The sequence below is a fragment of the Aquimarina muelleri DSM 19832 genome (genome assembly GCF_000430665.1).
In the GTDB taxonomy this organism is placed as follows: Bacteria; Bacteroidota; Bacteroidia; order Flavobacteriales; family Flavobacteriaceae; genus Aquimarina; species Aquimarina muelleri.
In genome coordinates, this window is record NZ_KE387188.1 from 1 (window position 1) to 25,973 (window position 25,973).

A 25,973-nucleotide genomic window follows, 5' to 3' on the forward strand; every position below is an offset into this window, starting at 1 on the left:
GATAATTGATTGTATGTAGAATTGCTATCTAACATTAGTAATACATTGCTTTGCCAAGCTGTTTATTTTGTATCAGTAAAAGGGTGCGGGAGCAATCCTAAATAAAGTACGAGGCTCTAATTACACAAACTCGACTTATATAAAATAACAGATTACCCCCGCGATTCCTTTTATCCTACCTATTTTGATAATTTTTAATTTTTTAGTTACAGCTTTAATCAATAATATATTCTGTTTAACTAAAAAGACCTTCTGGAGTGTCTTTTTGACCTTCTCACGCGTCTTTTTGACGAAGTGTTTCGCTAAGATCACCCTATTTTTAAGCTATCTGTTTAAAATTTTAAGAGGAAGAGTTGAAATTCTCTCGTTAAAAGCTAAAATTTTAGCTAAAGCGATTAAAATCTTCGTCTTTTGTGTTAAACGGAACGTCTTTTTGACGCACAGGAAGGTCTTTTGGGTTAAACATATCTGTTTTGTCATTCTGAACTTGATCCAGAATCTATAGTTGGAATACTCTTGGTACGAGCAAAAAACTGCTTTAATTCGGCTACTTTTTCTGTAAACCCTGCTTTTCCTGCTCCTTTACTATATTGTGAATATGCATAGTCATTTAAGGAATCTTGATAATTATCATAATCATGTAGTATTTTGGTGCTTTCTAAACGATAAGCTAAACTTTCTATACGACCCAAAAGACTTTCTGCAAATACTCTGGCTTTATAATCTTTTTCAAATTCTACCCAATCTACATCGGGAGAACTTAAACTGCTACTGTGCTGGCGATAATCCCAAACTTTATTTACAAATAATTTATTCTTTTCATTAATCGCTTTGTAATCCCTTCGTTCTTTTTCGGTTAATGCAGATAGTTTACTAGAAAATATAGTTTCTAATTCAGTAACTAATTGTACTGCTTTTTCTTTTTCGTCTTGAGTAAGTAAATCTTGGATAATGTCTCTCATAAAATGTTCTAAAAAATGATTTGTAAATAGTTCTTGGTTTTCTTTTGTATAGAGTGCCTCACAAATAATCAAACAGGGTGATGTTTTTCTTTAATCTTTATTGTGGAGTATTACAAAATGCTTGACTACTATGTAGCAAAAGGATGTTTCGGGCTTTATAAATAAGCTGTATGGCTTCTTCTATAGATTTTTCTTTGCTATAGAGTTTATAAATCCAAACATACAATAGCATTTCATAAGAATTATGATGCGATAAATTGTACATAAAAGTGTCTGCTTTCATATGCAAAGCTTCAATTATATCAGTAAAAAATTTACTTTGATTATAGTTTGAGTAAGGTTCCATGCAATACATTTTGTTGGTTCAAATGTAAAGGCACAATGAGGATAATAACAAAAGGTAGTAGTTACAATTCGGTAAAAGCGAAGTTCGTTTTCCGTGAAAACGTATTAGTATAATACTTAAAATTTAGGAGTCTAGTTCTTTGATATATTCTGATGGATACATTCCTGTTTTTTTAAAGAAAGCTCTGGAAAAAGCATTAGAAGTATTAAAACCTATTTCTGTAGCAATTGCTTGAATAGTATAGTTTTTAAATGTTTTATCTGTATTTAATTTTTCAATTAGATACTCTATCCTGAGATCGTTAATATATTGGGTAAAGGTCTTTTTTTTGTAAATATTAATCGTTTTTGAAAGATATTTGCTGTTGGTTTTAAGTTCATTTGCTAAATAATTTAGATTAACACTTTTATTTGTAAATCTTTTAGAATTTTCGAAATCATTTAAGTTGCACAAAATATTATTAGCAATACCTTCGGGTAGTTTACTTTGGTCAAAATTTATCTTTATCTTTGATATCGTATTCTTAATTTGAATTAATTGATTTTTATAATCTACTTTCAGAGCATTAATATATCTAAGAATCTGGTAAAATATTATAAGAGAAATAAAGCAAATAAAAAGAGATAAAAATATATACGCTAGCAAATTATAATCCACATCTGGTATAAATACCCAGGATAGATAAAATATACTTGATATAAAAGGAGAGATAAGAGAGTATCGCAAATAATTCTGTACAATTTTATATCTAGCAGGACTATTAACAACCGAAATGATTAATAAAATTCCTATCACTAAAAACAAAATACTTAAATGTACACCTAATGAATATAAAAAAGCTTGAATACCTGTAAATCCAAATATCTTATTTTCAGGGGTTTCATCTTTTACAAACGAATGTACAAAAGGCATTAATCCACTTAATAAAATAAATAAAAACCCTACTTTTTCTATAAAAAATAAATTTAACCCTTTATTTTTGATCTTAATTTCCTGATTATCCTCTTGGGGACTTAACTCTGTCTTTGTCAATTTTATTAATTGGTGTTAATTATATAATGATAGTAGTAATTTCAATATGGTAGAAAATATAATTTATTGACTAGAAAAAATATTTTTGTATTCTAAATCTCTGTTAGGGTAGGTGTTACAGATATTTAAGATGTTAATTGTTTGGTTAATAAAACAAAGAAAAGAATTTTTATCAAAAAATAGTTATGGCTTTCCCGTATATTTAGTTCGAAACATATAGCATACATTTCTAAACATACGGTATTACTAGGAAAAGGAGAATTAAAATATTTAAAAAAATAAACTATTTATTTTTTTATTAAGAAAAATTTAATAAAAAACACGATTCAGAGGTTTTTTTGGTTGAAATTATTCTATCTCTTTAACTTTTACTTATTTATAAATTACGCTTTTTTTTATCTATCTGCCATTTTTTGAATCATTTTCTCTCTTCTGCCTTTTGGCTTTTTTGCCATTAGGGGGATTATTTTGCCTATTGGTTGGTATCTTTTTTTCTCCAGACAGGTACTCCTAAAAATGGCGGACTATTTTGTACTTTTGATATTGTAACCAACTTAATTACCCTATTTATGTACCTGTTTAATGTATATGTTTCTATAAGAAAAGATTCTGGTCCGGAGTGGTATCAAAAAATATTCAAAGTGGAGTATTTGGATTTGGATTTTGATATATCGACAGAAGATTTAATGGAGTGGGCAAAAGAAGATGTTAGAAGTCAATTAAGAGCTGCAATGAAGGATAGCCTAAATGAAGAGAATTGGGTCATCGAAAATGTAGAATTAAATAAAGTGTAGTGAGTGATGTATTTTGTATTGAAAGATGATTTTAAAGAGTATTATGGCTTTGAAATGCCTTGGCTACTGAAGTAGCAACAAATAATTTGAGATCTATCAAAAATCCGTTAGATTTGTGAGTGACATAAGAGAAATACAGCCAATTGGGTATATCCAATTGTTAGGCATAATTTAAGAGCAACCTATGAAAAAAACATTACTACTATCATTTTTGGCAATTTGCATAATATCTTGTCAGTCAAATTCTGACTTTAACAAAAGCGGAAAATTCTACAAAGGTATTGACAACGAAAAAGAATTATATATCACTTTTGTTAATGATACTGTCGTTGCGATTAATTCGGACAGTTTAAAAACTTGCGGTTGGAATTTTATGTCCTTTAAGCTAAATGAAGATGGACTTTACCAAACGAACGAATTGAAAACTGACACAATGTGGTTTAAAGCAAAAGAAAAAAACGTTGAAATGACTTCAGCGGATGACAGTCTGATTTTTGAAAAAATTGAACTTTCTACATCAGAAATTGGCAATATTGAAAAGGATATTGAGATTTCTCAAAACTTTGCAGAAAAAGGAATTACTTATGGGTGTGAATACACAATTAAAGAAGTTGGATATTTTTACGAGCGAGCAGTTGAAAAAGTAAAAAACAGACTTAAGAACCCAAGTTCAGCCAAATTTAATGAGGCTTATATTCACAAACATAAGACTTTTAATGAAGACAACGAATATGTGAATAGCACAACTACTTTAGTATCACTTGATGTGGAAGCTAAAAACGGATTTGGAAATTTTACAGAAAGTAAATATTATGTTTTTTTCATTCCAAGAGAAGACGACAAAACGAAATACGATATAGAATTTAGTGATAGTTCCGTATTGGATTATGAATTACGGGATAGAATTAAATTTGAATAAAAACTATGCCTAATCGTGTAGATGGCTCCGCCATCATTAGATAGCGGAGTGCACCTCACACAGCTCTACTGAGTTTATCGAAGTACCACCTGCCATACGGGTCTCGTAACAGGCGGTTCACCAAATCGAAGTTTGCGCTTTATTTATGTAGTCTATCATAGGAACGTATCCTTTTCTTTTACCTCTGGATATGGTAATGGTAGTACCTAGTATAGGACTTTGAGCTACTGCCCATCCTCCCATTCGGGTTCGACTCCAAGCATAGGCTTGTCCATATGTAATCCCTAATCGAATCAGGTTCTTACGTTTTCTTTCTGGCTTTTTCCAATCATGCCAGATGCAATACCGTAGTCGATTATGGTTTGTCTAAAACAACTTATTATAGAACTTTAAAATGGTTAGAGAATAGGAAGAGTTAAAAAATAGATTTGTGAAGAAAAGCTGCTAATATTAAAATCATATATAGAAAATTTAATTGATTAGAATAATTAAATAACATAGTCTTGGAACGATAACTAAAATAGTAAATAACAATTTGATTACTTCAAAATTAAGTGAGTAAGAAAGTGTGTCAAATGACCTAGGTCATCGGGACTTAAGATTAAATAGTCAATCTTTGTACTTTACTATGTAATAGAATGATTACTTCAAAAAAACACTTGTTAAAATTTATAGAAAATGGAATCTCAAAATGACCTCAATGAAACTATCTTCTTAACAACTTCAAAAATTCAAGAAGAGTTTCCAGAATTGACAAAATACTTAGGTGAAATACCCGAGAATTCCCAATCAAATACTGAAAAAGGAGTAAATAAAAAAGCTCTGGAGGACTATCTAGAATCCTTAAACTATTTATTAGAAACTTATGAAGAAAACGTTAAAAAACTATAAAATATGACAATCCAAATAAATACCGATAAAATCCTTAGTGGAGAAAAAAGAAGATGCGATTTTTTTACTTCTCAAGTTGCAGAAGCGTTACAACGTTTTGAATCTCATATTACCAGAATAGAGGTTCACTTAAAAGATGAGAATGGGAAGAAGGATGGATTTAATGATATCTCCTGTTTACTCGAAGCTAGGCTTGAGGGAAGACAACCTATTGCCGTCACTAATCAGGCAGACACAACAGATCTTGCTGTAGCAGGTGCTATTAACAAAATAAAAACCGCGATAGAAACCATTCTTGGAAAAATACAAAAACATTAATATTTATAAAAATGAAAGCAAAAAAAAACTTAGGAATCTGGATGGATCATTCAACTGCCAATTTAATTGACTTAGATGCTAAGAAAAATAAGCAATCTATAACATCAAATTTTACTTTTGAAACAAAAAAAGAAGCTTTGAGTAGAAGCGAAAATCTTATGCATAATAAAAGGCAGCAATTGCATGAAGCTTATTATAAAGAAATTGCAGATGAAATTTTAAAATATGACAATGTCCTTTTATTTGGTCCAACAAATGCAAATATAGAGCTGTATAATTATTTGACTACCGATTTACATTTTAAGGATATTACCATTGCTATTGAATCCGCAGATAAGATGACAGATAATCAAAAAGTGGCTTTTGTAAAAAAGCATTTTGAAAGCGCATAGATTTTCAACTTTTTTGACATAAGAACACCTTCCATAATAGTATTAAATATTACGAAAAATGATTTCAATAAAAAAAGAAGGTATTATTCTTTCGGAAACCGATTTAGATTTTGAAAATGATGGCGTATTAAATCCTGCCATTATTCAAGAAGGAAACACGGTTCATATACTCTATCGAGCAGTTCGAAGAGGTAATTATTCTACTATTGGCTATGCAAAATTAGAAGGTCCTTTGAAGGTAGTGGAACGAAAAAAAGAACCGCTTATCATTCCGACTACTGATGATGAAATTCATGGTATTGAAGATCCAAGAATAATAAAAATTGATAATATATATTATTTGACCTATTGTGCTTATGATGGCATAAATGCTTTAGGTTCCTTAGCAACCTCTACTGATTTAATTCACTTTGAAAAACACGGAGTAATCGTTCCTCTAGTAACTTACAAAGAATTCTATAAACTTGCAGAATGTGGTGGACATCTAAATGAAAAATACAAACGTTTTCATATCCATAACAATATTGAAAAGAATCCAAATAAAGAAAGTTTGCTTTGGGACAAAAACCTCATCTTTTTTCCAAGAACTATCGAAGGTAAATTGACTTTTTTACATCGTATAAGACCAGATATTCAAATTGTCTCAGTAAAAAACATCAAAGAGTTAACAAAAGAATTTTGGGAAGACTATTTGTTGCATTTCAATGAACATATTTTAATGACTTCAAAACATGAGCATGAAATCGGGTATATAGGTGGTGGTTGTCCGCCAATTGAAACCAAAGCTGGATGGCTTATTATATATCATGGAGTTCATGATACTTCCGAAGGCTATGTGTATAGTGCCTGTGCTGCATTATTAGATTTAAGAGATCCACCAAAAGAATTATCAAGATTACCATATCCTTTGTTTAAACCTGAATTGCCTTGGGAACTTACAGGCTATGTTAATAATGTGGTTTTTCCAACAGGAACGGCACTCTTTGATGGTCGATTATACATTTATTATGGTGCTGCAGATAAAAGAATAGCTGTGGCTTCGGTTGATTTAGAAGAATTAATCACAGAACTATTACATTTTAAAATCTAAAAAAAATGGCTACCAATGAAATACTTATGATAACGTCTTTTCCACCACGAAAATGTGGAATAGCAACCTATAGTCAGGATTTAATTAAAGCCATTGAAGATAAATACAGTACTAGTTTTACTATCAAAGTTTGTGCTTTAAAAAAAAAGAACGTTGATTTAAAATATCCTAACAATGTAAAATATGTTTTAAAAACATGGTCGAAAGAAGATTATAATAAGTTAGCCCAAACTATAAATTTGGATAAGGCTATTAAAATCATCTATTTACAACACGAATTCGGCTTATATGAAGGTCATCTAGGAGATTTTATTCTCGACTTTTTAGATGCTCTTAATACACCCGTTGTGATAACATTTCATACAGTTCTAGCACATCCAGAAGAAGATAGAAAGGTATTAATTCAAAAAATTTCAGAATTGTCAAGCCAAGTGATTGTGATGACACATCTATCGGCCGAAATATTAAAAAATGAATATAAAATTCCTGAAGAAAAAATAAAAATCATTGCCCATGGTACGCATCTTATTAAACCATTAAACTTAAGAGAGATCATTCCATTTAAAGGCAAAACTATTCTTTCAACTTTTGGTTTGATTAGTGAAGGAAAAGGTATTGAGACAGCATTAGAAGCATTACCTAGAATTATAGCTCAATTTCCCGATGTTTTGTATTTGATTATTGGAAAAACACACCCAGAAGTTATAAAAAAGGAAGGTGAAGTTTACAGAAATAATCTACACGAAAAAGTAAAGGAACTGAATATTGAAAACAATGTCATTTTCATAAATAAATACCTTGCTTTAGATGTATTGTTAGAATATTTGCGACGTACTGATTTATACTTTTTTACTTCCAAAGACCCTCAACAAGCGGTAAGCGGCACTTTGGTGTATGCGCTGTCTGCAGCCTGCCCTGTAATATCTACGCCTATCCCTCACGCGTTGGAACTGTTAGACGGTGCTGGTATTAATTTTGATTTTGGAAATGCAAGACAGCTTGCAGATGCCACTATTTTGGCACTTTCAAACACCGAAATGATGAAAGATATGCAGTTGAATGCACTACATAGAATTAGTCCAACCGCTTGGCAAAATGCTGCCATTGCTCATATTGATCTTGCAAAAACAATTCTAAAGAAAAAACATTTTCAATTGAATTACAAAATTCCCGATATAAATTTATTACACATCAAACGCATGACAACTGGTTTTGGAATGATTCAATTCGCTAACATAGCTAATCCAGATTTAGCATCAGGTTACACTTTAGATGACAATGCCAGAGCTCTAATTGCAGTTGCAAAACATTTTGAATTGACTGGAAAATTTAGAGATTTACCTTTAATCAATATCTATTTGAAATTCATTTTGTTTTGCCAACAAGAAGATGGTACATTTCTAAATTATGTGACTTACAACAAAAATTTTTTTGACAAAAACAAAGATGAAAACCTAGAAGACGCAAACGGAAGAGCTATTTGGGCATTAGGCGAATTTTTATCATTAAAACAATTACTAGATTTTAGCCTACAAGCCAAGGTAGAAAATGCTTTTCAAAAAGCAATCCATGCTATTCACAATCTAGAATCGCCTAGAGCAATCGCATTTTGCATAAAAGGCCTATGTTTCTATTATCACTTTAAAAAAGAGGAGACCATTTTACAGCTTATCATAAAATTAGCAGATAATTTAGCATCCAAATACAGAGGTGTTTCTGATAAAGATTGGCAATGGTATGAAGATTATCTTACCTATGGTAATGCTGTAATTCCTGAGGCAATGTTATTGGCTGCAGAATGCACAAATAATGAACTATTTAAAGACATAGCACATAAAACATTTGAATTTTTATTAGAAACTACTTTCAATACTGAAAAAATCAAGGTAATTTCTAATCAAGGTTGGCATCATAAAGGAAAAGATAAAAACCATTTTGGTGAACAACCCATTGAAATCGCCTATACCATTTTAGCGTTAGACGCCTTTTTTAATACCTATAAAAACAACGAATATTTAGATAAAATGAAAATTGCTTTTAATTGGTTTTTGGGTGAAAATCATTTACATCAAATCATTTACAATCCTGTTACAGGTGGTTGCTACGATGGATTGGAAGAACATCAAGTAAACCTTAACCAAGGAGCAGAAAGTACTGTAAGTTATTTGTTGGCGAGGTTGACCGTTGAGAAACACAGTGCCTAATATATTAAAATCAGATATGAATGATGCTTCAACCATTGATATGGGAGGAGGAGAAATCATCTAAAATTGCTTACGAGATTATTTTTTCCATTTCAGAAAGCTATTTAAACATCATCATTAAAACAGTAAAGATGAGCGAAATACCAGATGATTATTTAGAAAATCATTATATACATAGAAGTAATTGGTTAAGAGCAGCGGTTCTTGGAGCAAATGATGGCATTTTATCAACTGCGAGTCTAGCTATAGGTGTAGCTGCTGCAAGCGATTTAAGAGCCCCCGTTGTTTTAGCTACTTTGGCAGGATTGGTTGCTGGAGCACTATCCATGGCAGCTGGAGAATATGTATCAGTAAGTTCTCAAACCGATGTAGAAAAGGCAGATATTGAAAGAGAGAAAATTGAATTAGAAGAAATGCCAGAAATTGAATTACAACGACTGGCAGAAATTTATGAAAAAAGAGGTCTTAAAAAAGAAACTGCTTTACTAGTTGCTAAAGAACTAACTGAAAAAGATGCTTTAGCAGCTCATATTCGAGATGAATTAGGTATAAATGAAATAACTCAAGCAAAACCTATACAAGCTGCAATGGCTTCAGGAGCTTCTTTTACAATAGGCGGACTACTTCCTTTTTTAGTAGTACTTTTTCTTCCTTTAGACAGTATGGAATATACGCTTTATGGTTCTGCGTTATTTTTTCTTATAATTTTAGGTACACTGGCTGCTAAGACTGGCGGTTCCAGCATTAAAAAAGCTATTTTAAGAGTTACGTTTTGGGGAACAGTTGCAATGGGATTGACAGCGTTAGTTGGTTATCTTTTTAATGTGAATGTTGGGTAAAAATAAAGCAGCATTATGATAGAATTCAAATCACTTAATAGTTTATCAGTTTATTTAGAACACCTTACCAAAGGTCGCTTATGGCTTAAAGTCATTATTGGGCTTTTATTAGGAGCTGGAATAGGAATGCTTCTAAATCCATCTACAGGACTACTTTCTGAAAATAGTAGTTTACGAATTGCAGATTGGCTTGACCTACCAGGTCAAATTTTTATGCGATTGGTGCAAATGATTATGATTCCATTGATATTTACATCGATTATTACAGGAATTGTAGGAAATACATCAGAAAACCTTAAAACCTTTGGTCTTAAGCTATTATTGTATTTCGTTTTCACCACAACTATTGCTATAGTGATTGGTCTATTAGTCACATTAATTTTGAAACCTGGCCAGTATATTTTTGATTTAGGTGGATTTCCTAATAGTGGAGAAAGCCAAATAGTACCTGACGAGCAAATTGACATTGCTGGGAACATCCCCAATGCGATATCAAATCTTATTCCCAATAATCCGATGGAGTCCATATTAACAGGAGAAATGTTAGGCGTGGTTATTTTTACCATTATTATTGGTGTGGCAATTACCCAACTTCGTCAGCAAACAGCAGCACCTATTATTCGCTTTTCTGAAGCTATTCAAAAAATTTGTATGATTGTTGTATCATGGGCTATGATGCTTGTTCCTTATGCCGTATTTGGATTGATGGCAGCGCTACTATCCAGAACAAGCATTGAAGTCTTTCTTGGTTTGGGCTATTATATGGGTGTGGTTATACTAGGTCTTATTATATTATTGACATTCTATTTAGTTTTAGTCTTTGTAATTGCTAAGAAAAATCCTTTCAAATTTTTAAAAGCGATAAAAGAACCCCAACTACTAGCATTTTCTACTGCCAGTTCAGCAGCTGTTATGCCTCTTTCAATGAAAACAGCAGACGAAAAATTAGGAGTATCCTCTAATATTAGTGATTTTGTGATTCCAGTAGGAGCTACTATTAATATGGATGGAACAGCTCTATTTCAATGCGTAACTACTTTATTTATGGCACAAGCTTACGGTATTGAGTTATCTATAATGAGCCTTCTATTAATAACATTTACTGTAGTGGCCGCTTCTATAGGAACACCAGCCATTCCGGGAGGTGGTGTTATTATTCTCGCAACAGTTTTACAGAGTGCAGGTATCCCTATTGATGGGCTCATTATCATTATTGGAATAGACCGTATTTTAGGAATGTTTAGAACTGCGGTTAACGTAACCGGTGATTTAACAGCGTGTATAATATTTGATAGATTTTATGGAACTAAATCAAATACAAAAACTCTTAATAACAATAGTTAAAATGAGTTAAATGTATTCTGGTCAAACTGTTTACTAAAATAATACACCAAATTTCATGAATCGTAAAAAGTATGATAGAACTATATTTAAAGACAGACGATGTTAAGAAAGTTAATTTAATTAGTGAAATTAATTATGAATCTAAAGACATATTTAATATTCGCATAATTGATATTAATGAAGAAGGATTGCATGAAATTTCTAATAAGTTTGATTTAGATTTATCCATTTTTAATCTAAAAGAGGATATTGAAATAAGTTCTCATTATTTAAAATCAATCGACCAATTATCTTTTAATTTTTCAATCCCAAATTATATAAAGAATACTCTTTTTAAAGAAGAAATGGATTAAATGATTTTACAAAAAAATATAGTGTATCCAATACCCTGAATAAATAAAACACTATCCCACTTTATGAGATAGTGTTAAATAATATGATACCTTAAAATTGGTCTTCAACAAAATTTTATTTACTCCAAGATGTAAATATCCAATTTCTTTTTTCAAGATTTCGCATAAAATCAGTTACAATCTGTTCTGTAACATTATCACCAGCATCAAGAGCTGCATTTAATACATCTAACATTTTATTATGAAGAATATCAAAATCTTTTAATACTTCTGTTGTCATACCTATTGCCGACATATTATCTGTCTTAACTTCTTTTATCTCAGATATGGCTAAAATCTCAGTCATACTCATCGATGGTTTCAGACCAAAAACTCTAATTCTTTCAGCAATAATGTCAATATTTAATTTTACGGTATTGTATTCATTTTGAAACTCTTGATGTAATTCGAAAAAATCTCGGCCTTCAATATTCCAGTGAAAGTTTCGTAATTTATGATACTGCACTTGATAATTTGCCAATAATTGATTTAATGCGACTACAATTTCTGCTGAATCTAGAAAAGTAAAGCCTAATTTTCTAAATGGTTTTCTATCTTTTATTGTATTCTTTTTTTCTGTGATTTTCATAATTGTAAGTGTTTTATTTATTTAAAATATTTTTCTCCATCTTCCCTTACTATTCCTTCGTTTTACTACCCCTAATAGTTTCTCTTTTTATATCAAATTCTTTATTATCCCTTTTTAAATCTCCAATTGGATTCGTGGGATTGGTTTGTACCTTTGTTATTTTAAACTTTCTTTTGTCTTTTATTACTCCCATTATTTTTGTTTTTAAGGTTAGTATTCAATGTAATGACTATGTAGTCCTATATCTAATTAACACTGCCAAACCTGTGTTAAATTGATCTCTTCTTAAGCTTGAATTGACAATCATATAATAATACACTTATCTAGGTAATTAAATATATACTTGCACTGATCATTATTCGATTTCTACTTCTCTATCAGTATTTAAGACATTGGTTTCCTGCAATTCAGAAATAATTTTTTCATCTTTTCTTAATGTAGATTTAAGAGTAATAATTATTGGTGTTAGAATAAAAATTGCAATTATTACACCTAAAGAGAATAAAGAGAAAATCAATAAGGCTAATGATGTTTTAATATCCCAAAATAATAGAGCAATGCTTACTTCACCGGTGTTTTGAAGCGTAAATACAACAATAAATATAAGTGTAATAATTGTTAATATAATATAAGTTGTTTGTTTCATTTTAAGTGGATTTTAGCAATTGATATCTTTGTTATTTATTCAAAATAGCTTTTAACACTTCGTCTTTGTCTAATTTTTTAGTACAGAAAAACCAGTCTTTACAATCTAATTCATCAGTAGAAGTCATTCTTTCTTCTGCAACACCACAAGATCCAGCAGGCGAAACAATAGCATCGTCACCAGGATTCCAATCTGCTGGATGGCTAAATAAAATCACATGTTTTCCTGCATAGTTATCTGGAAAGTTAATATCTCCTTATGATGTTACTGCTTTAAAATTAGGGTTTCATCTTCTATTCTGAGTATCTTAATTATTTCGTATTCTTGATTTTCTTCCTTCATTGTTATTTTATTTTGGATGAATACTTATTTATAATCCCTGTAATGTTTTTTTTGTGCTTAAAAACTAATCGCTGCTTCGATATTGAATCCGTCAAACTCTGCACCTGTAAACCTTCCGCTCCAGCCATTTCCTTTATATTGTTGATTGACATATTCTAACTTCATGACAATATTTTTAGACATGAACCAGCCTCCGCCAACATTCAACCGATTTATTTTCAGGTCTTCTGTTGCGCTTGTCAAAAGTTGTCCTTCTACGGTATTATACCTTCCCGCTATATAGAATTGTTCCTGTTGTCCAAAACGATATACTAATTCTGCTGCTAACTGGGTAAAATCTCCTTCTTTATCCGTTATTGGTGTAGTGATTTCATTACTTCCTAATGCGATTTCATAAATACCGAAGAACTCAAGTCCTTTGAATTTTATAAAAGGGTTGATCTGTATGGCTGTGAGTTTTTTGAAGCGAGGATTGTATCTACCTTCAAATTCACCGCCTTCAGTATTGCCTTCAACGTCTGGCAACGTGTGTAATACATTATAATATCTAGAGCCCGAGCGATCGCCACCGTATAACCAAGTACCAGTTGAAATACCTTGATTAGAATAGACAGATCCAGTTAAACGCACTCTCAAATTCTCTTTCAATTGCTTATCATAACCCAACTTACCATAAAAAGACGGCTTGTTATCACTTAAGTCGTTAACAACTACATTTTGATTAAGTTTACCATTGGTGATTCCTACCACGGCCAATAAACCATTGTTTTGAACAGTTATCTCTCCAAAAGCTTCTGTTGAAAAAGAATCCATTATGTAATTCCCAACAAAGGGGTTAAAAATAGCCCTAGCATTGTCGGTTCTACGGAAATGCGCATCACCATAATTAAATTCATCTAAACCAATGGTAATAGTAGTATAGCGCATAAGCCCTTCTAAAAAGATCGAATTGATAAATAGTAGTTTATCTATTTGGATATGCCCGCCTTTTACCCATGTTTCTTCATGGTGTTGTGAAGATAAATAGGTTTTTAGGTGCATTCGAATACCGTCAATCAACTGTACATCTATATTAAGATTAGCATTTGGAAGATTAAAATCAGAACCAAGCTCTACCAAATTATTGGCATCATTACTTTGGTTGATCCCCTGAAACTGCATAGCGAAGTCTCCACCGACTCTAACTCTTAAACTTTCAAACACAATGGTATCTGTTTTAGAGGTTTCAAAAATAGTTAAACCGTTTTGGTCATTAGGTCTAAAATACTGTAACTTTTTTTGTTGCGCCGTTACTCCAAAAGAGAAAATACAAAGCATTGTTATTGTAATTTTTTTCATTATATCTGTTTTATTAATGAAGACTCTATTTTCCTTTTAGTTTATATAAGTTACTGTAAAATCAAGCGTAGTATCATCACCTGTTTTCATTATCCCCATCATAAATGATGGTGGTTCAACACCATAGTCTGACATCTTTAATTTATATGATCCTTTACAGATAATAGTGTTATTTGAACTCACTACAACGTGCATGTCCATTGCTATATCTTTTGTAACTCCCGCAACAGTTAATTTGCCATTGGTTTTAAAAAGATAACTTTCTTTTTGAGGCGATAATGTAGACGTAGATAGCGTGTAATAGATGTCTTTAAACTCATTCGTTTTTAATGCTTTGTAAGCATTTTTATCAAGTTCTTTACTGTCGCTTTTCAAATCCTTTACTATCAAATTAAATGTAAGTGATTTTAGTGACGTAAGTTCTTTTTCATCCGTAGTCTTGAAGGTAAATCGTGCTTCTCCTGTAGCGGTAATAGCATCCATTTCCCAATCATGCATGGTTGATGTTCCTTTAAGTTTCATATCTATGGTATCATTTGTCTGAATTTTGTATATAGATTGTGTAAACCCAATATTGGTAAACACTATAAGGATAATAAGTACTAAGTATTTAAAATGTGTTTTCATTTTTTTAAATTTTAAGCAAATCAAATAGACCTTAGTTTGTTAAAATTATTTTTAACGCCTTTTCTTTGGCTGCATTACCAAATATCTCGTAAGCGTGCATGATCTCACTCAATTTAAAGTGATGGGTAATCAATTTTTCTGGTTGGATTTTTCCAGAGACCACTGTTTTGAGAAGCATCGGAGTGGTGTTAGTATTTACTAGCCCCATGGTAATAGTGATATTCTTTATCCATAAATCCTGAATTTTCAGATCTACACTTTTTCCATGTACACCAATGTTTGCGATGTGACCACCAGGACGTATAATTTGCTGACAGATATCGAAAGTAACAGGAACACCTACGGCTTCAATGGCTACATCTACACCATCTACAGTTTCAGATAGTATCTTTTTGATGGCATCATCCGTACCTGAATTGATGGTATCTGTAGCTCCCCATTTTTTGGCCAAATCCAAACGGTTTTCATCTAAATCAATCATATATATCTTGGCAGGAGAATAGAATTTTGCGGTAAGAAGGGCAGACATCCCAATAGGACCAGCACCAACAATTGCTATTGTGTCACCTGGTTTTACACAGCCATTTATAACACCTATTTCATGACCTGTTGGCAGAATGTCGCTTAGCATAACTAGTGCTTCATCATCAATTCCTTCTGGAGCAATATAAAGACTGTTATCGGCATGTGGAATACGAACATATTCTGCTTGCGTACCATTAATGAGGTTACCTAAAATCCACCCTCCATCTTTACAATGGCTATACATTTGCTTTTTGCAATATTCACAAGTACCACAAGCAGTGATACATGAAATGATTACACGATCTCCTTTTTTAAAATTACCAACGCCACTACCCACTTCCTCTATTATCCCAACACCCTCATGACCGATCGTGGTTCCTGGCTTTACACTAGGCGTTTTACCATGTAATATACCCAAATCTGTTCCGCATATTGTGGTCTTAACTATTTTTACAATGGCATCTGTTTGCTTTTTAATTTCGGGTTTTGAGACATCCTTATATACAATTTTTCCTGGTCCATCATAAACTAAACCTTTCATTATCGATAAATTTTCAGACGAAGCACCATTTGATTGAATTTCTTTTACTGGAATAATTCTTTTTGACATGACTACTAAATTTATAATTTATTAATTATCAATATTATAACCACTGCAAATCTATAAGAAGGTATCAACATAAAAGATGACCTGTATCAGTTTGAACCTGTTTTATCCGAAAACTTAGTATTGTACAAAGTTTTCTCTGCTATATATTATTTAAGAGGTTATAAAAAACCAAAGACGTAAACTGTCAATTAAAATGGCAGAAATCATAGCTGTTAAATAATTGAAAGTCAAATAAATAAAACATAGTCTAAATCATTTTTAAATAGATTACATTGTAATACATTTTAATTGGCATAACTACATTCCAATTTTGAGTAAATAATTACAAAATATGATCCTTTTTCAAAGCATCTTTCAATCTTCTGTGGAAGGTATTTTAGTGGTTGATGCAGATGGCATCATCATTAAAGCCAACCCTGCCAGTGAACAACTGTTTGGTTATAAAGAAGGAGAGCTTATAGCGCAGAAAATAGAGAGCCTTATCCCGAATAAGTTCAAAAAAAAACATAAAAGTTATAGAGAAGGTTCCATTGTAAAATCAAAAGCACGACGAATGGGTCAGAACTTAGAATTGTGGGGGCTAAAAAAAGATGGTTCTCAATTCCCATTAGAAATAAGTTTAAGTCCAACAACCATAGAACAAAAACAGGTTGTAATAGCTTTTGTAATAGATATTTCGGAGCGAGAAAAAATAGAAAAACAGTTAAATGTTAGTCGAGCCAAATTAAAAATCTATTCCGAAGAATTAGAGAATGAAGTAGCCAGTAGAACTAATGAACTAACCACTACCGTTCAAAAACTTGTGGCATCTAATTTAAGTCTCGAAGATCAAATACAAGAAACGCAAGAGGCAGAAAAAAGAGCTATTGCGAATAAATCCTTATCCTCAGCAATTGCCAAAAACTTCCCCAACGGTTTTATCATTGTTTTTAATCCAAATTTTGAAATACTACTTGTTGAAGGTGAATCTATTATAAATTTAGGGCTAGATGAAATGGTTTTTGAAGATACAACCGCTGATGATATCGCCATCTTTTCCGAAGAACAAAAAGCAAAACTAAAACAAGATATCATAAAAACGATTGCTGGAGAGCATCTTGGTTTTGAAATCATATATAGAAACAAATATTTCTCTGTAAACACTACACCATTATTTGATAAGAATGCTGTTATTTCCAGCGCCTTATTCGTGTATAGCGATATCACGACACAAAAGAATATTGAAAGTGCTACTAAAAATGCATTAAAAAAAGAACAGGAACTCAACGAATTAAAATCACGTTTTATCTCTATGGCATCACACGAATTTAGAACGCCTTTAAGTGCCATACAAACCTCAGCGATCCTTATTGACAGACAAAATGAAGCTGGGAAAGAACAAAAACGAGAGAAATATGTGGCGCAAATCAAGAAAAACGTAAAACACTTGGTCATTATTTTGAATGATTTCCTATCCCTCAGTAAGTTAGAAGAAGGAAAAGTTGAAGCAAATAAAGAGCTGTTTGATTTTGTTGCCTTTTCTAAGACACTTATTGAAGAAGTGTCAACAACTAAAAAAATAGGAAAAAATATTATTTTAGTATCACCAGACCACCCTCTTTTATTACATCTTGATCCAAAATTAGTGCGTACTATATTGATGAATTTAGTCTCTAATGCAATCAAATATTCTCCAAAAAACACAGATATCCATATTACAATTGAAGAAAGTAAGCAGTTTTTCTCTCTTCAAATTCAAGATCAAGGTATTGGTATTCCAAAGGACGAACAGGAAAAACTATTCGAGCGTTTCTTTAGAGCAAAAAATGCACAGAATATTCAAGGAACAGGTCTAGGTCTTAATATTGTAAAACAATACGTAGATCTAATGGATGGCACTATTGATTTTGTAAGTGAAATCAATAAAGGCACAACTTTTTTAATCAAGTGGCCAAAACCTAGTAAATAAAAAACGATGACAAAAATACTTTTAATAGAAGACAATCAAGATGTTCGAGAAAATACGGCAGAAATCTTAGAATTGGCAAACTACGAAGTTTGCACAGCAGAAGATGGTAAGAAAGGTCTTGAAGTTGCGATACATACACAACCAGATATTATTATTTGTGACATTATGATGCCAGAAATGAACGGATACGATGTATTACTTCATTTAAGTAAAGATAAAACAACATCTAGTACGCCTTTTATTTTCCTAACCGCTAAAACAGAAAAAATAGATATTAGAAAAGGGATGAACCTAGGAGCTGATGATTATCTTACTAAACCTTTTGAAGAAAGTGAATTATTAGATGCCGTTGCCTCAAGACTTAAAAAATATAGCTTCCTTAAAAAAAAAATTTCTAAAGATATTGAAGGTATCCATCAATTTTTCAATGAGGTATCGGTACATGAAGGTATGGAATGCCTTTCTAAAGATCGTAAGGTGGAAACCTTTAATAAAAAAGATTTTATTTTTATAGAAGGAGATATAGCACATACACTTTACTTTATACAAAAAGGCGCTATAAAAACATATAAAACTACAGAATCTGGTAAATCTTTGGTAACAGGCTTATTTGGGCCTGGACAATTTGTAGGTCAATTATCTTTACTAACGAATAAGGGCACGTATAGAGATACTGCTAAAGTTCTAGAACAAGCAGAAATTTTTAAAATACCTAAAGCCGATTTTAAAACGTTGTTATTTAGTGATAAGTTGATTTCAAATAAATTCATCACTATGATTTCCAACGATCTAATTGATCTTCAAGAACAACTAGTAGGTATGGCCTTTTCCACAGTTAGACAACGTTTAGCAAAAGTATTATTGGATTTATCTAAAAATAAAATACTTCATACTTCTTTAAATAAAGGAATCAGTATCTCAAGAGAAGATTTAGCAAGTCTTATGGGCACAGCTACTGAAACTGCTATTAGAATGCTAACCGATTTTAAAGATGAAGCATTAATTAGTATTGGTTCTCAAAGAGAAATTAGTATTGAAGATAAAAAAAGGGTAGAAGATATTGCTCTTTTTGGATAAAACCAGACATGTTGACCCTCGTCATTGAAGAAAAGAATTGTTACGGTTAATTTAGCAATACATTGAAACTAAATTAATATTTGTAGAATGTCTTCAAAAAAACATAACACACAACAAAAATCATTTGTTATAAGAACATTTCCAAGTTTATCACAAATAGAGACCGTATTAAGCAATATTGCTCAAAAAAATAATACATCACTTCAGTTATCTATCTTGGGTAAGCTTACTACCAATAAATCAATTACTAAAAAAGAACTTAAAAAAATAATAGTCGATATAAAACAGCAATTAAGTACTGTATTAGGCAAGCAATATCAATTTGGTTATTTCCATAATACTGAGATTGGCGCCTTATTTATTGCAGGTCATTTAACCTCAACATTCATTAATAAAATTGATAAAAGAAAGCTCGGATCATTACCTACAGGTCTTATAGGAATATTTAAAGGATTAGGAATTAGCACCGAAGAGATTGATAGCTTTTTAACTGCGTTAAAAAATGAAAATTATTGTTTAATTATTCGAGGGGAAAGTAGTATTTTAAACACTCTAGAACCTATGTTAAATATTTAATACTAAAGATGTCTCTCTTGTTGTTTTTGTAATATGCATAGTTATCCACACGCTAAAAAAAAACTGAGATTCAAACGGAAAATTTCTAATATGATTCTCAAATATTAAGTTGTAGTAAGCTGTTGAAATAAATCAGATGAAATATACATATCACATACACGGAATTACCTGTAATGGTTGTCGTAATCACGTTGAAGAAATAGTATCGAAAGTTAAAGGTGTTTCAAAAGCGAAAGTTGCTTTAGAAAAGGCAGAAGTAACCATTGAAATGGAAACTCATATTCCATTAGAAATGTTTCAAGAAGCTCTAAAGAATGATGGCGAAAAATATAATATTCATAAATTAGGAGAACATCATCATTCTAAAGTAGCAAAGGAAAAATTCCTAACAGGAAAAGGTACTGGAACATTTTATTGTCCTATGCATTGCGAAGGCGAAAAGACGTATGACAAAGCAGGCGATTGTCCTGTGTGCGGAATGGATTTAGTGGAAGAACAAAATATTTCCACATCCAAATCTACACAATGGACGTGTCCAATGCATCCTGAAGTTATAAAAGAGGAATCCGGAGTTTGTCCTATTTGTGGAATGGATTTAATTCCATTGGAAGCAGATAGTTCAGCAGAAGATAAAACCTATAAGAAACTACTAAAAAAGTTTTGGATTGCAGTTGCTTTTACTGTGCCTATATTTCTAATAGCAATGTCTGAAATGTTAAGCTACAATCCGTTGTATTCTATTTTAGAACAAAAATATTGGAATTGGATTCAATTTGCATTATCAATTCCTGTGTTGTTTTACGCTACTTGGATGTTTTATAAACGTGCTTGGACTTCCATAAAAACGATGAACCTTAATATGTTCACGCTAATTGGTGTTGGTTCAGGTATTGCGTTTCTATTTAGTATTTTTGCACTATTATTTCCAGATGTGTTTCCATCAGATTTTAAAACTGCCGATGGTAATGTGTTTGTGTATTTTGAAGCAACTACGGTTATACTCACCTTAGTATTATTAGGACAATTATTAGAAGCAAGAGCACATAGTAAAACTAATGGTGCAATCAAGGAATTACTAAAATTAGTGCCTGCAACAGCAACATTGGTTGTAAATGGAGAAGATAAAGTAATTGCTATTGATACAATTGAACAAGGTTTTTTATTGCGTGTAAAACCTGGCGAAAAAATACCTGTCGATGGAAGTATTATTGAAGGCCATAGTAGCATTGATGAATCCATGGTAACTGGAGAGCCAATTCCTGTAGATAAGACTGTTGATGATAAAGTAAATTCAGGAACAATCAATGGTACAAGGTCATTTATAATGAAAGCAGAAAAAGTAGGTTCAGAAACGTTACTTTCTCAAATTATCCATATGGTTAATAATGCAAGTCGCTCAAAAGCACCTATTCAAAAATTAGCAGATAGAATTGCAAAATACTTTGTTCCTATTGTATTACTAATTTCTGTAATAACATTTATTGTTTGGGTTATTTTTGGACCAGAACCTCCGTATGTATTCGCCTTTGTAAATGCTATTGCTGTACTAATTATTGCCTGTCCATGTGCATTAGGTTTGGCAACGCCAATGTCTGTTATGGTTGGTGTTGGTAGAGGTGCACAATCTGGTGTTTTGATTAAAAATGCAGAAGCATTAGAAAAAATGAATAAGGTAGATACGCTTATTGTAGATAAAACAGGAACAATAACAGAGGGGAAACCATCTGTTGAAAAAGTGATTTCTACAAATAAAATAAGCGAAGATGTGTTACTTAAATACATTGTATCATTAAATCAATATAGCGAACATCCATTGGCAGAAGCCATTGTGAATTATGGGAAGTCAAAAAATGTATCAATCACTAAAGTACATGATTTTGAATCCATTACAGGAAAAGGTGTTATTGGTACAGTTGATACTAAAAAAATAGCATTAGGAAATGACAAACTTTTAGAGATGTTTTCTATTTCGATTTCAGAAGATTTAGTCAAAAAAGTTATTACTGAACAAGAGCAAGGCAAAACCGTTTCATTTATCACCCTAGAAAATGAAGCAGTAGGCTATGTTTCTATTTTTGATGCCATTAAAGAAACAAGTCAAAATGCAATTGCAGAATTGCAAAATAATGGTATTGAAGTCATCATGCTAACAGGCGATAATAAAAATACAGCCAAAGCAGTAGCCCAACAATTAAACCTAAAACATTATAAAGCCGAATGTCTTCCAGAAGACAAACTCAATGAAATAAAAACATTACAACAACAAGGTAAAATTGTTGCAATGGCAGGAGACGGCATTAACGATGCCCCAGCCTTGGCTCAATCTGATGTTGGTATTGCTATGGGAACAGGAACTGATGTTGCAATTGAAAGCGCGTCAATAACGTTAGTTAAAGGGGATTTGCAAGGCATTGTAAAAGCGAGACAATTAAGCCATAAAGTGGTAAAAAACATTCAACAGAATCTATTTTTTGCCTTCGTTTACAATACTATAGGCGTACCAATCGCAGCAGGTGTTTTATATCCCATATTTGGATTATTACTCTCGCCAATGATAGCAGCTTTGGCAATGAGTTTTAGTTCTGTGTCTGTAATAGCAAACGCATTACGATTGCGACATATTAAAATTTAATGATTAGCTTCTGAGATTAATTAATTTATTCTTTCATCGAAACATTATATTCTGAAATAATACCGCTAGGGATAAATTAATCTTGAAAGTATAAAAATAGGAATTGGTTTAAATACAAAAACGGGAAGTTCAAACTTCCCGTTTTTTATGAAGACTTTATTATTTTTCTAACAACTCCAATCCATCAAAAGTTCTATGTCTAGAAATTCTTCATAAATGGTTTTTTAAAGAAAAATGTCAATTACTTCATAATGCCTCTTCTACTTTACAGTTTAGGAGATCATTTTTTAAAGAAACCGAGACCTTTCAACGTCTCGATTTCTATGGAGGTATTAAATGTAGTTTAAGAAAACTTGCCATTTTGGTATTGCTATTTACTAGAAACATAAAATACAAGGCTTAGAATACGTTTAACAACTCTAAAATTCAAAGGATATTACTATCCAAGAATCTATATTTTAATGCTATCAAAGAACTTATTATCTTAATTACACTGCAATATACCTCTAGTTTTCAATGCGGGAACTGATCTAGATCAGTTTAAGTGTTATTTTATTAATTTTTATAAAAATGATATTAGTCTGCAGAGACTACTTCTGGAGGAGTTAGCAAATTGAAAAATTGATCTAATTTTGGAAGAATAATAATTTCAGTTCTGCGATTAGATGCTCTACCATTGGATGTTTCATTGGTAGCTTTAGGCACAAATTCAGAACGTCCTCCAGCTGTCATTCGTTCTGGTTGCACATTAAATTTAGTTTGCATTAAACGAACAATAGATGTTGCTCTCTTTGTACTTAAATCCCAATTATCCTCGATACAATCTGTATGAATGGGAACTTTATCTGTATGTCCTTCAACAAGAATATCCAACTCTTTATGATCGTTCACAATCTTTGCTATTTTCCCTATTACCGCTTGTGCTGATTCATTAATACTATAACTTCCCGACTTAAAAAGCATTCGGTCTGATATAGAGACGTACACCACTCCTTTCTTTACCTCAATACTTATGTCTTCATCGTCAAAATCGTCTAAGGATCTTTTCAAATTCATCACTAATGCCAGATTGAGAGAATCTTTTCGTTGCATAGAGCCAGTTAGATCTTTAATATAGGTATTTTGTTCGTTTAAAGCCTCCAAAGACTTTTTTATGCTCTCAGCACCAAACTTGCTTACTATAGAAAGGTCAGAAAGTCTATCTAACAGATTAGTGTTCGTACTTTTAAAATAGTCACCCTGCTTTTCGAGCGCCTTCGATTTATTTTTCTCATTTGCTAGATTATTTTCTAGCATTAGAAGTTTGTTTGATGCGTTTCTAAGTTCGCCTTCACAAAGTTCTGCTCTGTTATGAAGATCTGTATATTTTTTTTGACTTACGCAGGATGTTAAAAGCACAAATATTAAAATACTAATAAGGATTGTAATTTTCATTTTTTTTTAGCTTTTACGGTTAATACTATATAATAGCAAAGGAACTTTTAAACATAAGTTTTACCTATGACTTGGATCAGTCATATCAAAACTCTATGTTCTTTTTGTATTGGTTCTAAAATATCCAATTATTCAGTGGTTGCTTTAAACTAAATAAAATTCACTGACGTAGGTCATTTCATAAAAGGTTAATCCATCTTTTTCAGGTATTTATACAATTCACTATCTGTTGAAATAAAAATAGATGTTTTTCCATCAAAAGTTTTCTCAAATGTTTCCATTGATTTCAGAAAGCCATAAAGATTTCTTGATTGACTTGATTTATCGTAAGCTTTTGCATAAATCGAGGCCGCAGTAGCATCTGCCTTACCCTTAATCATCTCAGCATCCCTGAATGCAAGGGATTGTATATTTTTGAGCTCTCGTTCCTTCTCACCATTAATACGTGAGGCTTCACCCTGGCCTTCTGAGCGGAATTTATCAGCGATACGGAAACGTTCACTTTTCATTCGTTTATACACCTGATCCTGCACTTCCTGCACATAATTGATGCGTTTAAAACGAAAATCTAGTATCTTAATTCCAAGATCCTCAGTCTGTTTATTAGCCGAGTTCAATATCATTTGTTGGATTTTGTCCCGACCTACATAAATCTTTACCAAGGAATCGCCAATAATGTCAGTATCGGATGATTCAGGGATTCTGTTACTTGTACGTACAGTCTCTTCTATGTCATTATTAGCTATAAAATTCCTGGTGTCTCCATCAAGAATATCATCTATACGTGATTGCGCACCACGTTCGTTCGTTAGGCGTTTAAAAAATTGAAGCGGATCAATAATTTGCCATCTTGCATAAGTATCGACAAAAATAAACTTTTTGTCCTTGGTGGGTACTTGGTTTGGAGCACCATTCCATTCCATATAGCGTTTTTCGAAATAATTAGCAACTTGTACAAAGGGCAATTTGAAGTATACCCCAGGTTCAATAATGGCTTCTCCAACTGGCTTTCCAAACTGGGTGATTACCACTTGATCCTTTTCTTCTACAACAAAAGCACTACTGTTTAAAACTATCAGAATGATAATACTTAATATCGTGATTAAGATTGATTTAGTTTTCATTGTTTTCTGTTTTTTTGTTCATCTGCATTTGTAACAAAGGCAAAACGTTGTTGCCTTTTTGGTCTGTTATAACTACATTACCTATGTTGGGTATCACATTTGACATTGTTTCAAGGTAAATTCTTCTTTTTGTTACCTCTGGAGCCTTGACAAATTCATTATATAGGGCAGTGAATCTGGTGGCTTCCCCATCCGCATTATTTACACGTTCAGCAGCATATCCTTTGGCCTGTTGAATGGTTTCTTCTGCCTGACCTCTTGCTTTGGGGATCACTTTATTATATTCTGATTTTGCTTGGTTAATCAAGGTTTCCTTTTCTTGCTGAGCTTCATTCACAGCATTAAAAGCTGCTTTAACAGGCTCTGGCGGATTTACATCCTGAAGTACCACTTGTTCTATTTTGATACCCATTGAATACTCTCTACATATTTGCTGAATGAGTTTCTGTAACTCACTTGCTATTTCTGTACGACCAACAGTCAGTACTTCATTTACTGTGCGATCACCCACAATTTGTCTCATTGCAGCTTCTGAAATAATACGAAGAGTACTCTGAGGATTTCTAACTTTGAACAGGTTCTTGTAAGCATCATCCACCCTATATTGTACAACCCATTGCACCTCTGCAAGATTAAGATCACCAGTAAGCATCAATGATTCGTCTTTTGTACTTGATAATTTCTTATATTGAGTATCTATTCCAGCTTTGGTAGTTCTAAAACCAAATTCCAGCTTTTGTTGCCTTTCTATCGGAACCTTATAAATATCTTCAACGAAGGGTATTTTGAAATTCAATCCCGATTCTACTTGTCTTACATACTTACCAAATCTAGTAATAACTCCTACTTCTTCAGTGCTTATCTGAAAAATTGATGACCACGAAATGAGTACTAAGAATAGTACTGTGGCAATAAGTCGCCAATACTCAAGTATTTTTTTAAACTCTGAAGGTAAATTTAATTCTGCTTTATTCATTTTTGT

The 25,973-nt window shown here is 32.0% G+C and carries 28 protein-coding genes; 14 read left to right on the forward strand and 14 right to left on the reverse strand.

The genetic code is table 11. The features are described from left to right. Positions 1–476 precede the first annotated feature (476 nt). From H527_RS0118725 to H527_RS0118735, 3 genes are all read right to left on the reverse strand, one after another. Complete coding sequence (locus tag H527_RS0118725) at positions 477–962, reverse strand: hypothetical protein (protein ID WP_027414056.1); 486 nt, start codon at positions 960–962, stop codon at positions 477–479. Between the two features lie 97 nt (positions 963–1,059). After that, a complete protein-coding gene (locus H527_RS0118730) occupies positions 1,060–1,308 on the reverse strand; it encodes a hypothetical protein (protein WP_027414057.1) in 249 nt (82 codons plus the stop codon). Positions 1,309–1,431: 123 nt separating this feature from the next. Then, entirely contained in the window at positions 1,432–2,340 is a 909-nt protein-coding gene (locus tag H527_RS0118735; protein WP_027414058.1) for a helix-turn-helix domain-containing protein, read from the reverse strand. A gap of 569 nt (positions 2,341–2,909) precedes the next feature. Between H527_RS0118735 and H527_RS0118740 the strand changes: the two genes are divergently transcribed. After that, positions 2,910–3,134, forward strand: coding sequence for a hypothetical protein (locus tag H527_RS0118740; protein ID WP_155837957.1), 225 nt, complete (start codon positions 2,910–2,912; stop codon positions 3,132–3,134). Positions 3,135–3,318: 184 nt separating this feature from the next. Then, a complete protein-coding gene (locus H527_RS0118745; protein ID WP_027414060.1) occupies positions 3,319–4,053 on the forward strand; it encodes a hypothetical protein in 735 nt (244 codons plus the stop codon). 117 nt (positions 4,054–4,170) lie between these two features. Here H527_RS0118745 and H527_RS24855 read toward each other — a convergent pair whose 3' ends face one another. Then, on the reverse strand, positions 4,171–4,296 hold the full coding sequence (locus H527_RS24855) for a hypothetical protein (protein ID WP_323054161.1): 126 nt from the start codon (positions 4,294–4,296) through the stop codon (positions 4,171–4,173). Positions 4,297–4,731: 435 nt separating this feature from the next. On the opposite strand from H527_RS24855, the gene H527_RS0118755 reads away from it, so the two are divergent. The 8 genes from H527_RS0118755 to H527_RS0118790 all read left to right on the forward strand — a co-directional run bounded on the left by H527_RS0118755 (position 4,732) and on the right by H527_RS0118790 (position 11,484). Continuing rightward, entirely contained in the window at positions 4,732–4,944 is a 213-nt protein-coding gene (locus H527_RS0118755; RefSeq protein ID WP_027414061.1) for a hypothetical protein, read from the forward strand. 3 nt (positions 4,945–4,947) lie between these two features. Continuing rightward, the gene (locus tag H527_RS0118760) at positions 4,948–5,262 is read left to right on the forward strand and encodes a hypothetical protein (RefSeq protein ID WP_027414062.1); all 315 of its coding nucleotides are present in this window, start codon (positions 4,948–4,950) and stop codon (positions 5,260–5,262) included. 11 nt (positions 5,263–5,273) lie between these two features. Further along, entirely contained in the window at positions 5,274–5,654 is a 381-nt protein-coding gene (locus H527_RS0118765) for a hypothetical protein (protein ID WP_027414063.1), read from the forward strand. A gap of 58 nt (positions 5,655–5,712) precedes the next feature. Further along, a complete protein-coding gene (locus tag H527_RS0118770; protein ID WP_027414064.1) occupies positions 5,713–6,744 on the forward strand; it encodes a glycoside hydrolase family 130 protein in 1,032 nt (343 codons plus the stop codon). 5 nt (positions 6,745–6,749) lie between these two features. Beyond that, positions 6,750–8,948, forward strand: a complete 2,199-nt coding sequence (locus H527_RS0118775; protein WP_027414065.1) for a glycosyltransferase — start codon at positions 6,750–6,752, stop codon at positions 8,946–8,948. Positions 8,949–9,079: 131 nt separating this feature from the next. Beyond that, positions 9,080–9,787: a VIT1/CCC1 transporter family protein gene (locus H527_RS0118780; protein ID WP_027414066.1), complete on the forward strand. Its 708-nt coding sequence runs from the start codon at positions 9,080–9,082 to the stop codon at positions 9,785–9,787. 15 nt (positions 9,788–9,802) lie between these two features. Beyond that, positions 9,803–11,131: a dicarboxylate/amino acid:cation symporter gene (locus H527_RS0118785; RefSeq protein ID WP_027414067.1), complete on the forward strand. Its 1,329-nt coding sequence runs from the start codon at positions 9,803–9,805 to the stop codon at positions 11,129–11,131. 71 nt (positions 11,132–11,202) lie between these two features. Then, on the forward strand, positions 11,203–11,484 hold the full coding sequence (locus tag H527_RS0118790; RefSeq protein ID WP_027414068.1) for a magnesium transporter CorA family protein: 282 nt from the start codon (positions 11,203–11,205) through the stop codon (positions 11,482–11,484). A gap of 115 nt (positions 11,485–11,599) precedes the next feature. Here the strand turns inward: H527_RS0118790 and H527_RS0118795 are convergent, their stop codons facing one another. From H527_RS0118795 to H527_RS0118825, 7 genes are all read right to left on the reverse strand, one after another. Next, positions 11,600–12,112: a Dps family protein gene (locus tag H527_RS0118795; protein WP_027414069.1), complete on the reverse strand. Its 513-nt coding sequence runs from the start codon at positions 12,110–12,112 to the stop codon at positions 11,600–11,602. A 49-nt stretch (positions 12,113–12,161) separates the two neighbouring features. Further along, positions 12,162–12,305, reverse strand: a complete 144-nt coding sequence (locus H527_RS24340) for a hypothetical protein (RefSeq protein WP_169726194.1) — start codon at positions 12,303–12,305, stop codon at positions 12,162–12,164. 162 nt (positions 12,306–12,467) lie between these two features. Then, entirely contained in the window at positions 12,468–12,758 is a 291-nt protein-coding gene (locus tag H527_RS0118805) for a lipopolysaccharide assembly protein LapA domain-containing protein (RefSeq protein ID WP_027414070.1), read from the reverse strand. Positions 12,759–12,789: 31 nt separating this feature from the next. Then, entirely contained in the window at positions 12,790–12,975 is a 186-nt protein-coding gene (locus tag H527_RS24510; protein WP_027414071.1) for a hypothetical protein, read from the reverse strand. Between the two features lie 182 nt (positions 12,976–13,157). After that, positions 13,158–14,438, reverse strand: coding sequence for a hypothetical protein (locus tag H527_RS0118815; protein WP_027414072.1), 1,281 nt, complete (start codon positions 14,436–14,438; stop codon positions 13,158–13,160). Positions 14,439–14,474: 36 nt separating this feature from the next. Then, entirely contained in the window at positions 14,475–15,065 is a 591-nt protein-coding gene (locus H527_RS0118820; RefSeq protein ID WP_027414073.1) for a YceI family protein, read from the reverse strand. A 31-nt stretch (positions 15,066–15,096) separates the two neighbouring features. Continuing rightward, entirely contained in the window at positions 15,097–16,200 is a 1,104-nt protein-coding gene (locus H527_RS0118825; protein WP_229809241.1) for a zinc-dependent alcohol dehydrogenase family protein, read from the reverse strand. A gap of 331 nt (positions 16,201–16,531) precedes the next feature. On the opposite strand from H527_RS0118825, the gene H527_RS23350 reads away from it, so the two are divergent. From H527_RS23350 to H527_RS0118845, 4 genes are all read left to right on the forward strand, one after another. Further along, positions 16,532–18,148, forward strand: a complete 1,617-nt coding sequence (locus tag H527_RS23350) for a sensor histidine kinase (RefSeq protein ID WP_051316873.1) — start codon at positions 16,532–16,534, stop codon at positions 18,146–18,148. Positions 18,149–18,154: 6 nt separating this feature from the next. Continuing rightward, positions 18,155–19,225, forward strand: coding sequence for a response regulator (locus H527_RS0118835; protein ID WP_027414075.1), 1,071 nt, complete (start codon positions 18,155–18,157; stop codon positions 19,223–19,225). An 87-nt stretch (positions 19,226–19,312) separates the two neighbouring features. Next, entirely contained in the window at positions 19,313–19,801 is a 489-nt protein-coding gene (locus tag H527_RS0118840; protein ID WP_027414076.1) for a hypothetical protein, read from the forward strand. 136 nt (positions 19,802–19,937) lie between these two features. Then, positions 19,938–22,433 (forward strand): heavy metal translocating P-type ATPase, encoded by a 2,496-nt coding sequence (locus tag H527_RS0118845; protein WP_027414077.1) that lies wholly within the window; start codon positions 19,938–19,940, stop codon positions 22,431–22,433. Positions 22,434–23,009: 576 nt separating this feature from the next. Here H527_RS0118845 and H527_RS0118850 read toward each other — a convergent pair. The 3 genes from H527_RS0118850 to hflK all read right to left on the reverse strand — a co-directional run bounded on the left by H527_RS0118850 (position 23,010) and on the right by hflK (position 25,967). Then, positions 23,010–23,867: an OmpA/MotB family protein gene (locus H527_RS0118850; protein WP_027414078.1), complete on the reverse strand. Its 858-nt coding sequence runs from the start codon at positions 23,865–23,867 to the stop codon at positions 23,010–23,012. Between the two features lie 188 nt (positions 23,868–24,055). After that, positions 24,056–24,991 carry a protease modulator HflC gene (hflC, locus tag H527_RS0118855; protein WP_027414079.1) on the reverse strand — a complete coding sequence of 312 codons (936 nt, stop codon included), beginning with the start codon at positions 24,989–24,991 and terminating at the stop codon, positions 24,056–24,058. Next, positions 24,981–25,967: an FtsH protease activity modulator HflK gene (gene hflK, locus H527_RS0118860; RefSeq protein WP_027414080.1), complete on the reverse strand. Its 987-nt coding sequence runs from the start codon at positions 25,965–25,967 to the stop codon at positions 24,981–24,983. The genes hflC and hflK overlap by 11 nt, the downstream gene beginning before the upstream one ends. Positions 25,968–25,973 lie beyond the last annotated feature (6 nt).

Coding starts and splice junctions, on each gene's coding strand:
- H527_RS0118730 (WP_027414057.1), bottom strand. CDS start 1,308: ATGGAACCTTACTCAAACTATAATCAAAGTAAATTTTTTACTGATATA.
- H527_RS0118825 (WP_229809241.1), bottom strand. CDS start 16,200: ATGTCAAAAAGAATTATTCCAGTAAAAGAAATTCAATCAAATGGTGCT.
- hflC (WP_027414079.1), bottom strand. CDS start 24,991: ATGAAAACTAAATCAATCTTAATCACGATATTAAGTATTATCATTCTG.
- H527_RS24855 (WP_323054161.1), bottom strand. CDS start 4,296: ATGGGAGGATGGGCAGTAGCTCAAAGTCCTATACTAGGTACTACCATT.
- H527_RS0118790 (WP_027414068.1), top strand. CDS start 11,203: ATGATAGAACTATATTTAAAGACAGACGATGTTAAGAAAGTTAATTTA.
- H527_RS0118765 (WP_027414063.1), top strand. CDS start 5,274: ATGAAAGCAAAAAAAAACTTAGGAATCTGGATGGATCATTCAACTGCC.
- H527_RS24340 (WP_169726194.1), bottom strand. CDS start 12,305: ATGGGAGTAATAAAAGACAAAAGAAAGTTTAAAATAACAAAGGTACAA.
- H527_RS0118745 (WP_027414060.1), top strand. CDS start 3,319: ATGAAAAAAACATTACTACTATCATTTTTGGCAATTTGCATAATATCT.
- H527_RS0118770 (WP_027414064.1), top strand. CDS start 5,713: ATGATTTCAATAAAAAAAGAAGGTATTATTCTTTCGGAAACCGATTTA.
- H527_RS0118780 (WP_027414066.1), top strand. CDS start 9,080: ATGAGCGAAATACCAGATGATTATTTAGAAAATCATTATATACATAGA.
- H527_RS0118775 (WP_027414065.1), top strand. CDS start 6,750: ATGGCTACCAATGAAATACTTATGATAACGTCTTTTCCACCACGAAAA.
- H527_RS0118725 (WP_027414056.1), bottom strand. CDS start 962: ATGAGAGACATTATCCAAGATTTACTTACTCAAGACGAAAAAGAAAAA.
- H527_RS0118850 (WP_027414078.1), bottom strand. CDS start 23,867: ATGAAAATTACAATCCTTATTAGTATTTTAATATTTGTGCTTTTAACA.
- H527_RS0118760 (WP_027414062.1), top strand. CDS start 4,948: ATGACAATCCAAATAAATACCGATAAAATCCTTAGTGGAGAAAAAAGA.
- H527_RS0118805 (WP_027414070.1), bottom strand. CDS start 12,758: ATGAAACAAACAACTTATATTATATTAACAATTATTACACTTATATTT.
- H527_RS0118835 (WP_027414075.1), top strand. CDS start 18,155: ATGACAAAAATACTTTTAATAGAAGACAATCAAGATGTTCGAGAAAAT.
- H527_RS0118740 (WP_155837957.1), top strand. CDS start 2,910: ATGTACCTGTTTAATGTATATGTTTCTATAAGAAAAGATTCTGGTCCG.
- H527_RS0118815 (WP_027414072.1), bottom strand. CDS start 14,438: ATGAAAAAAATTACAATAACAATGCTTTGTATTTTCTCTTTTGGAGTA.
- H527_RS0118795 (WP_027414069.1), bottom strand. CDS start 12,112: ATGAAAATCACAGAAAAAAAGAATACAATAAAAGATAGAAAACCATTT.
- H527_RS0118845 (WP_027414077.1), top strand. CDS start 19,938: ATGAAATATACATATCACATACACGGAATTACCTGTAATGGTTGTCGT.
- H527_RS0118785 (WP_027414067.1), top strand. CDS start 9,803: ATGATAGAATTCAAATCACTTAATAGTTTATCAGTTTATTTAGAACAC.
- H527_RS0118820 (WP_027414073.1), bottom strand. CDS start 15,065: ATGAAAACACATTTTAAATACTTAGTACTTATTATCCTTATAGTGTTT.
- H527_RS0118840 (WP_027414076.1), top strand. CDS start 19,313: ATGTCTTCAAAAAAACATAACACACAACAAAAATCATTTGTTATAAGA.
- H527_RS0118755 (WP_027414061.1), top strand. CDS start 4,732: ATGGAATCTCAAAATGACCTCAATGAAACTATCTTCTTAACAACTTCA.
- H527_RS23350 (WP_051316873.1), top strand. CDS start 16,532: ATGATCCTTTTTCAAAGCATCTTTCAATCTTCTGTGGAAGGTATTTTA.
- hflK (WP_027414080.1), bottom strand. CDS start 25,967: ATGAATAAAGCAGAATTAAATTTACCTTCAGAGTTTAAAAAAATACTT.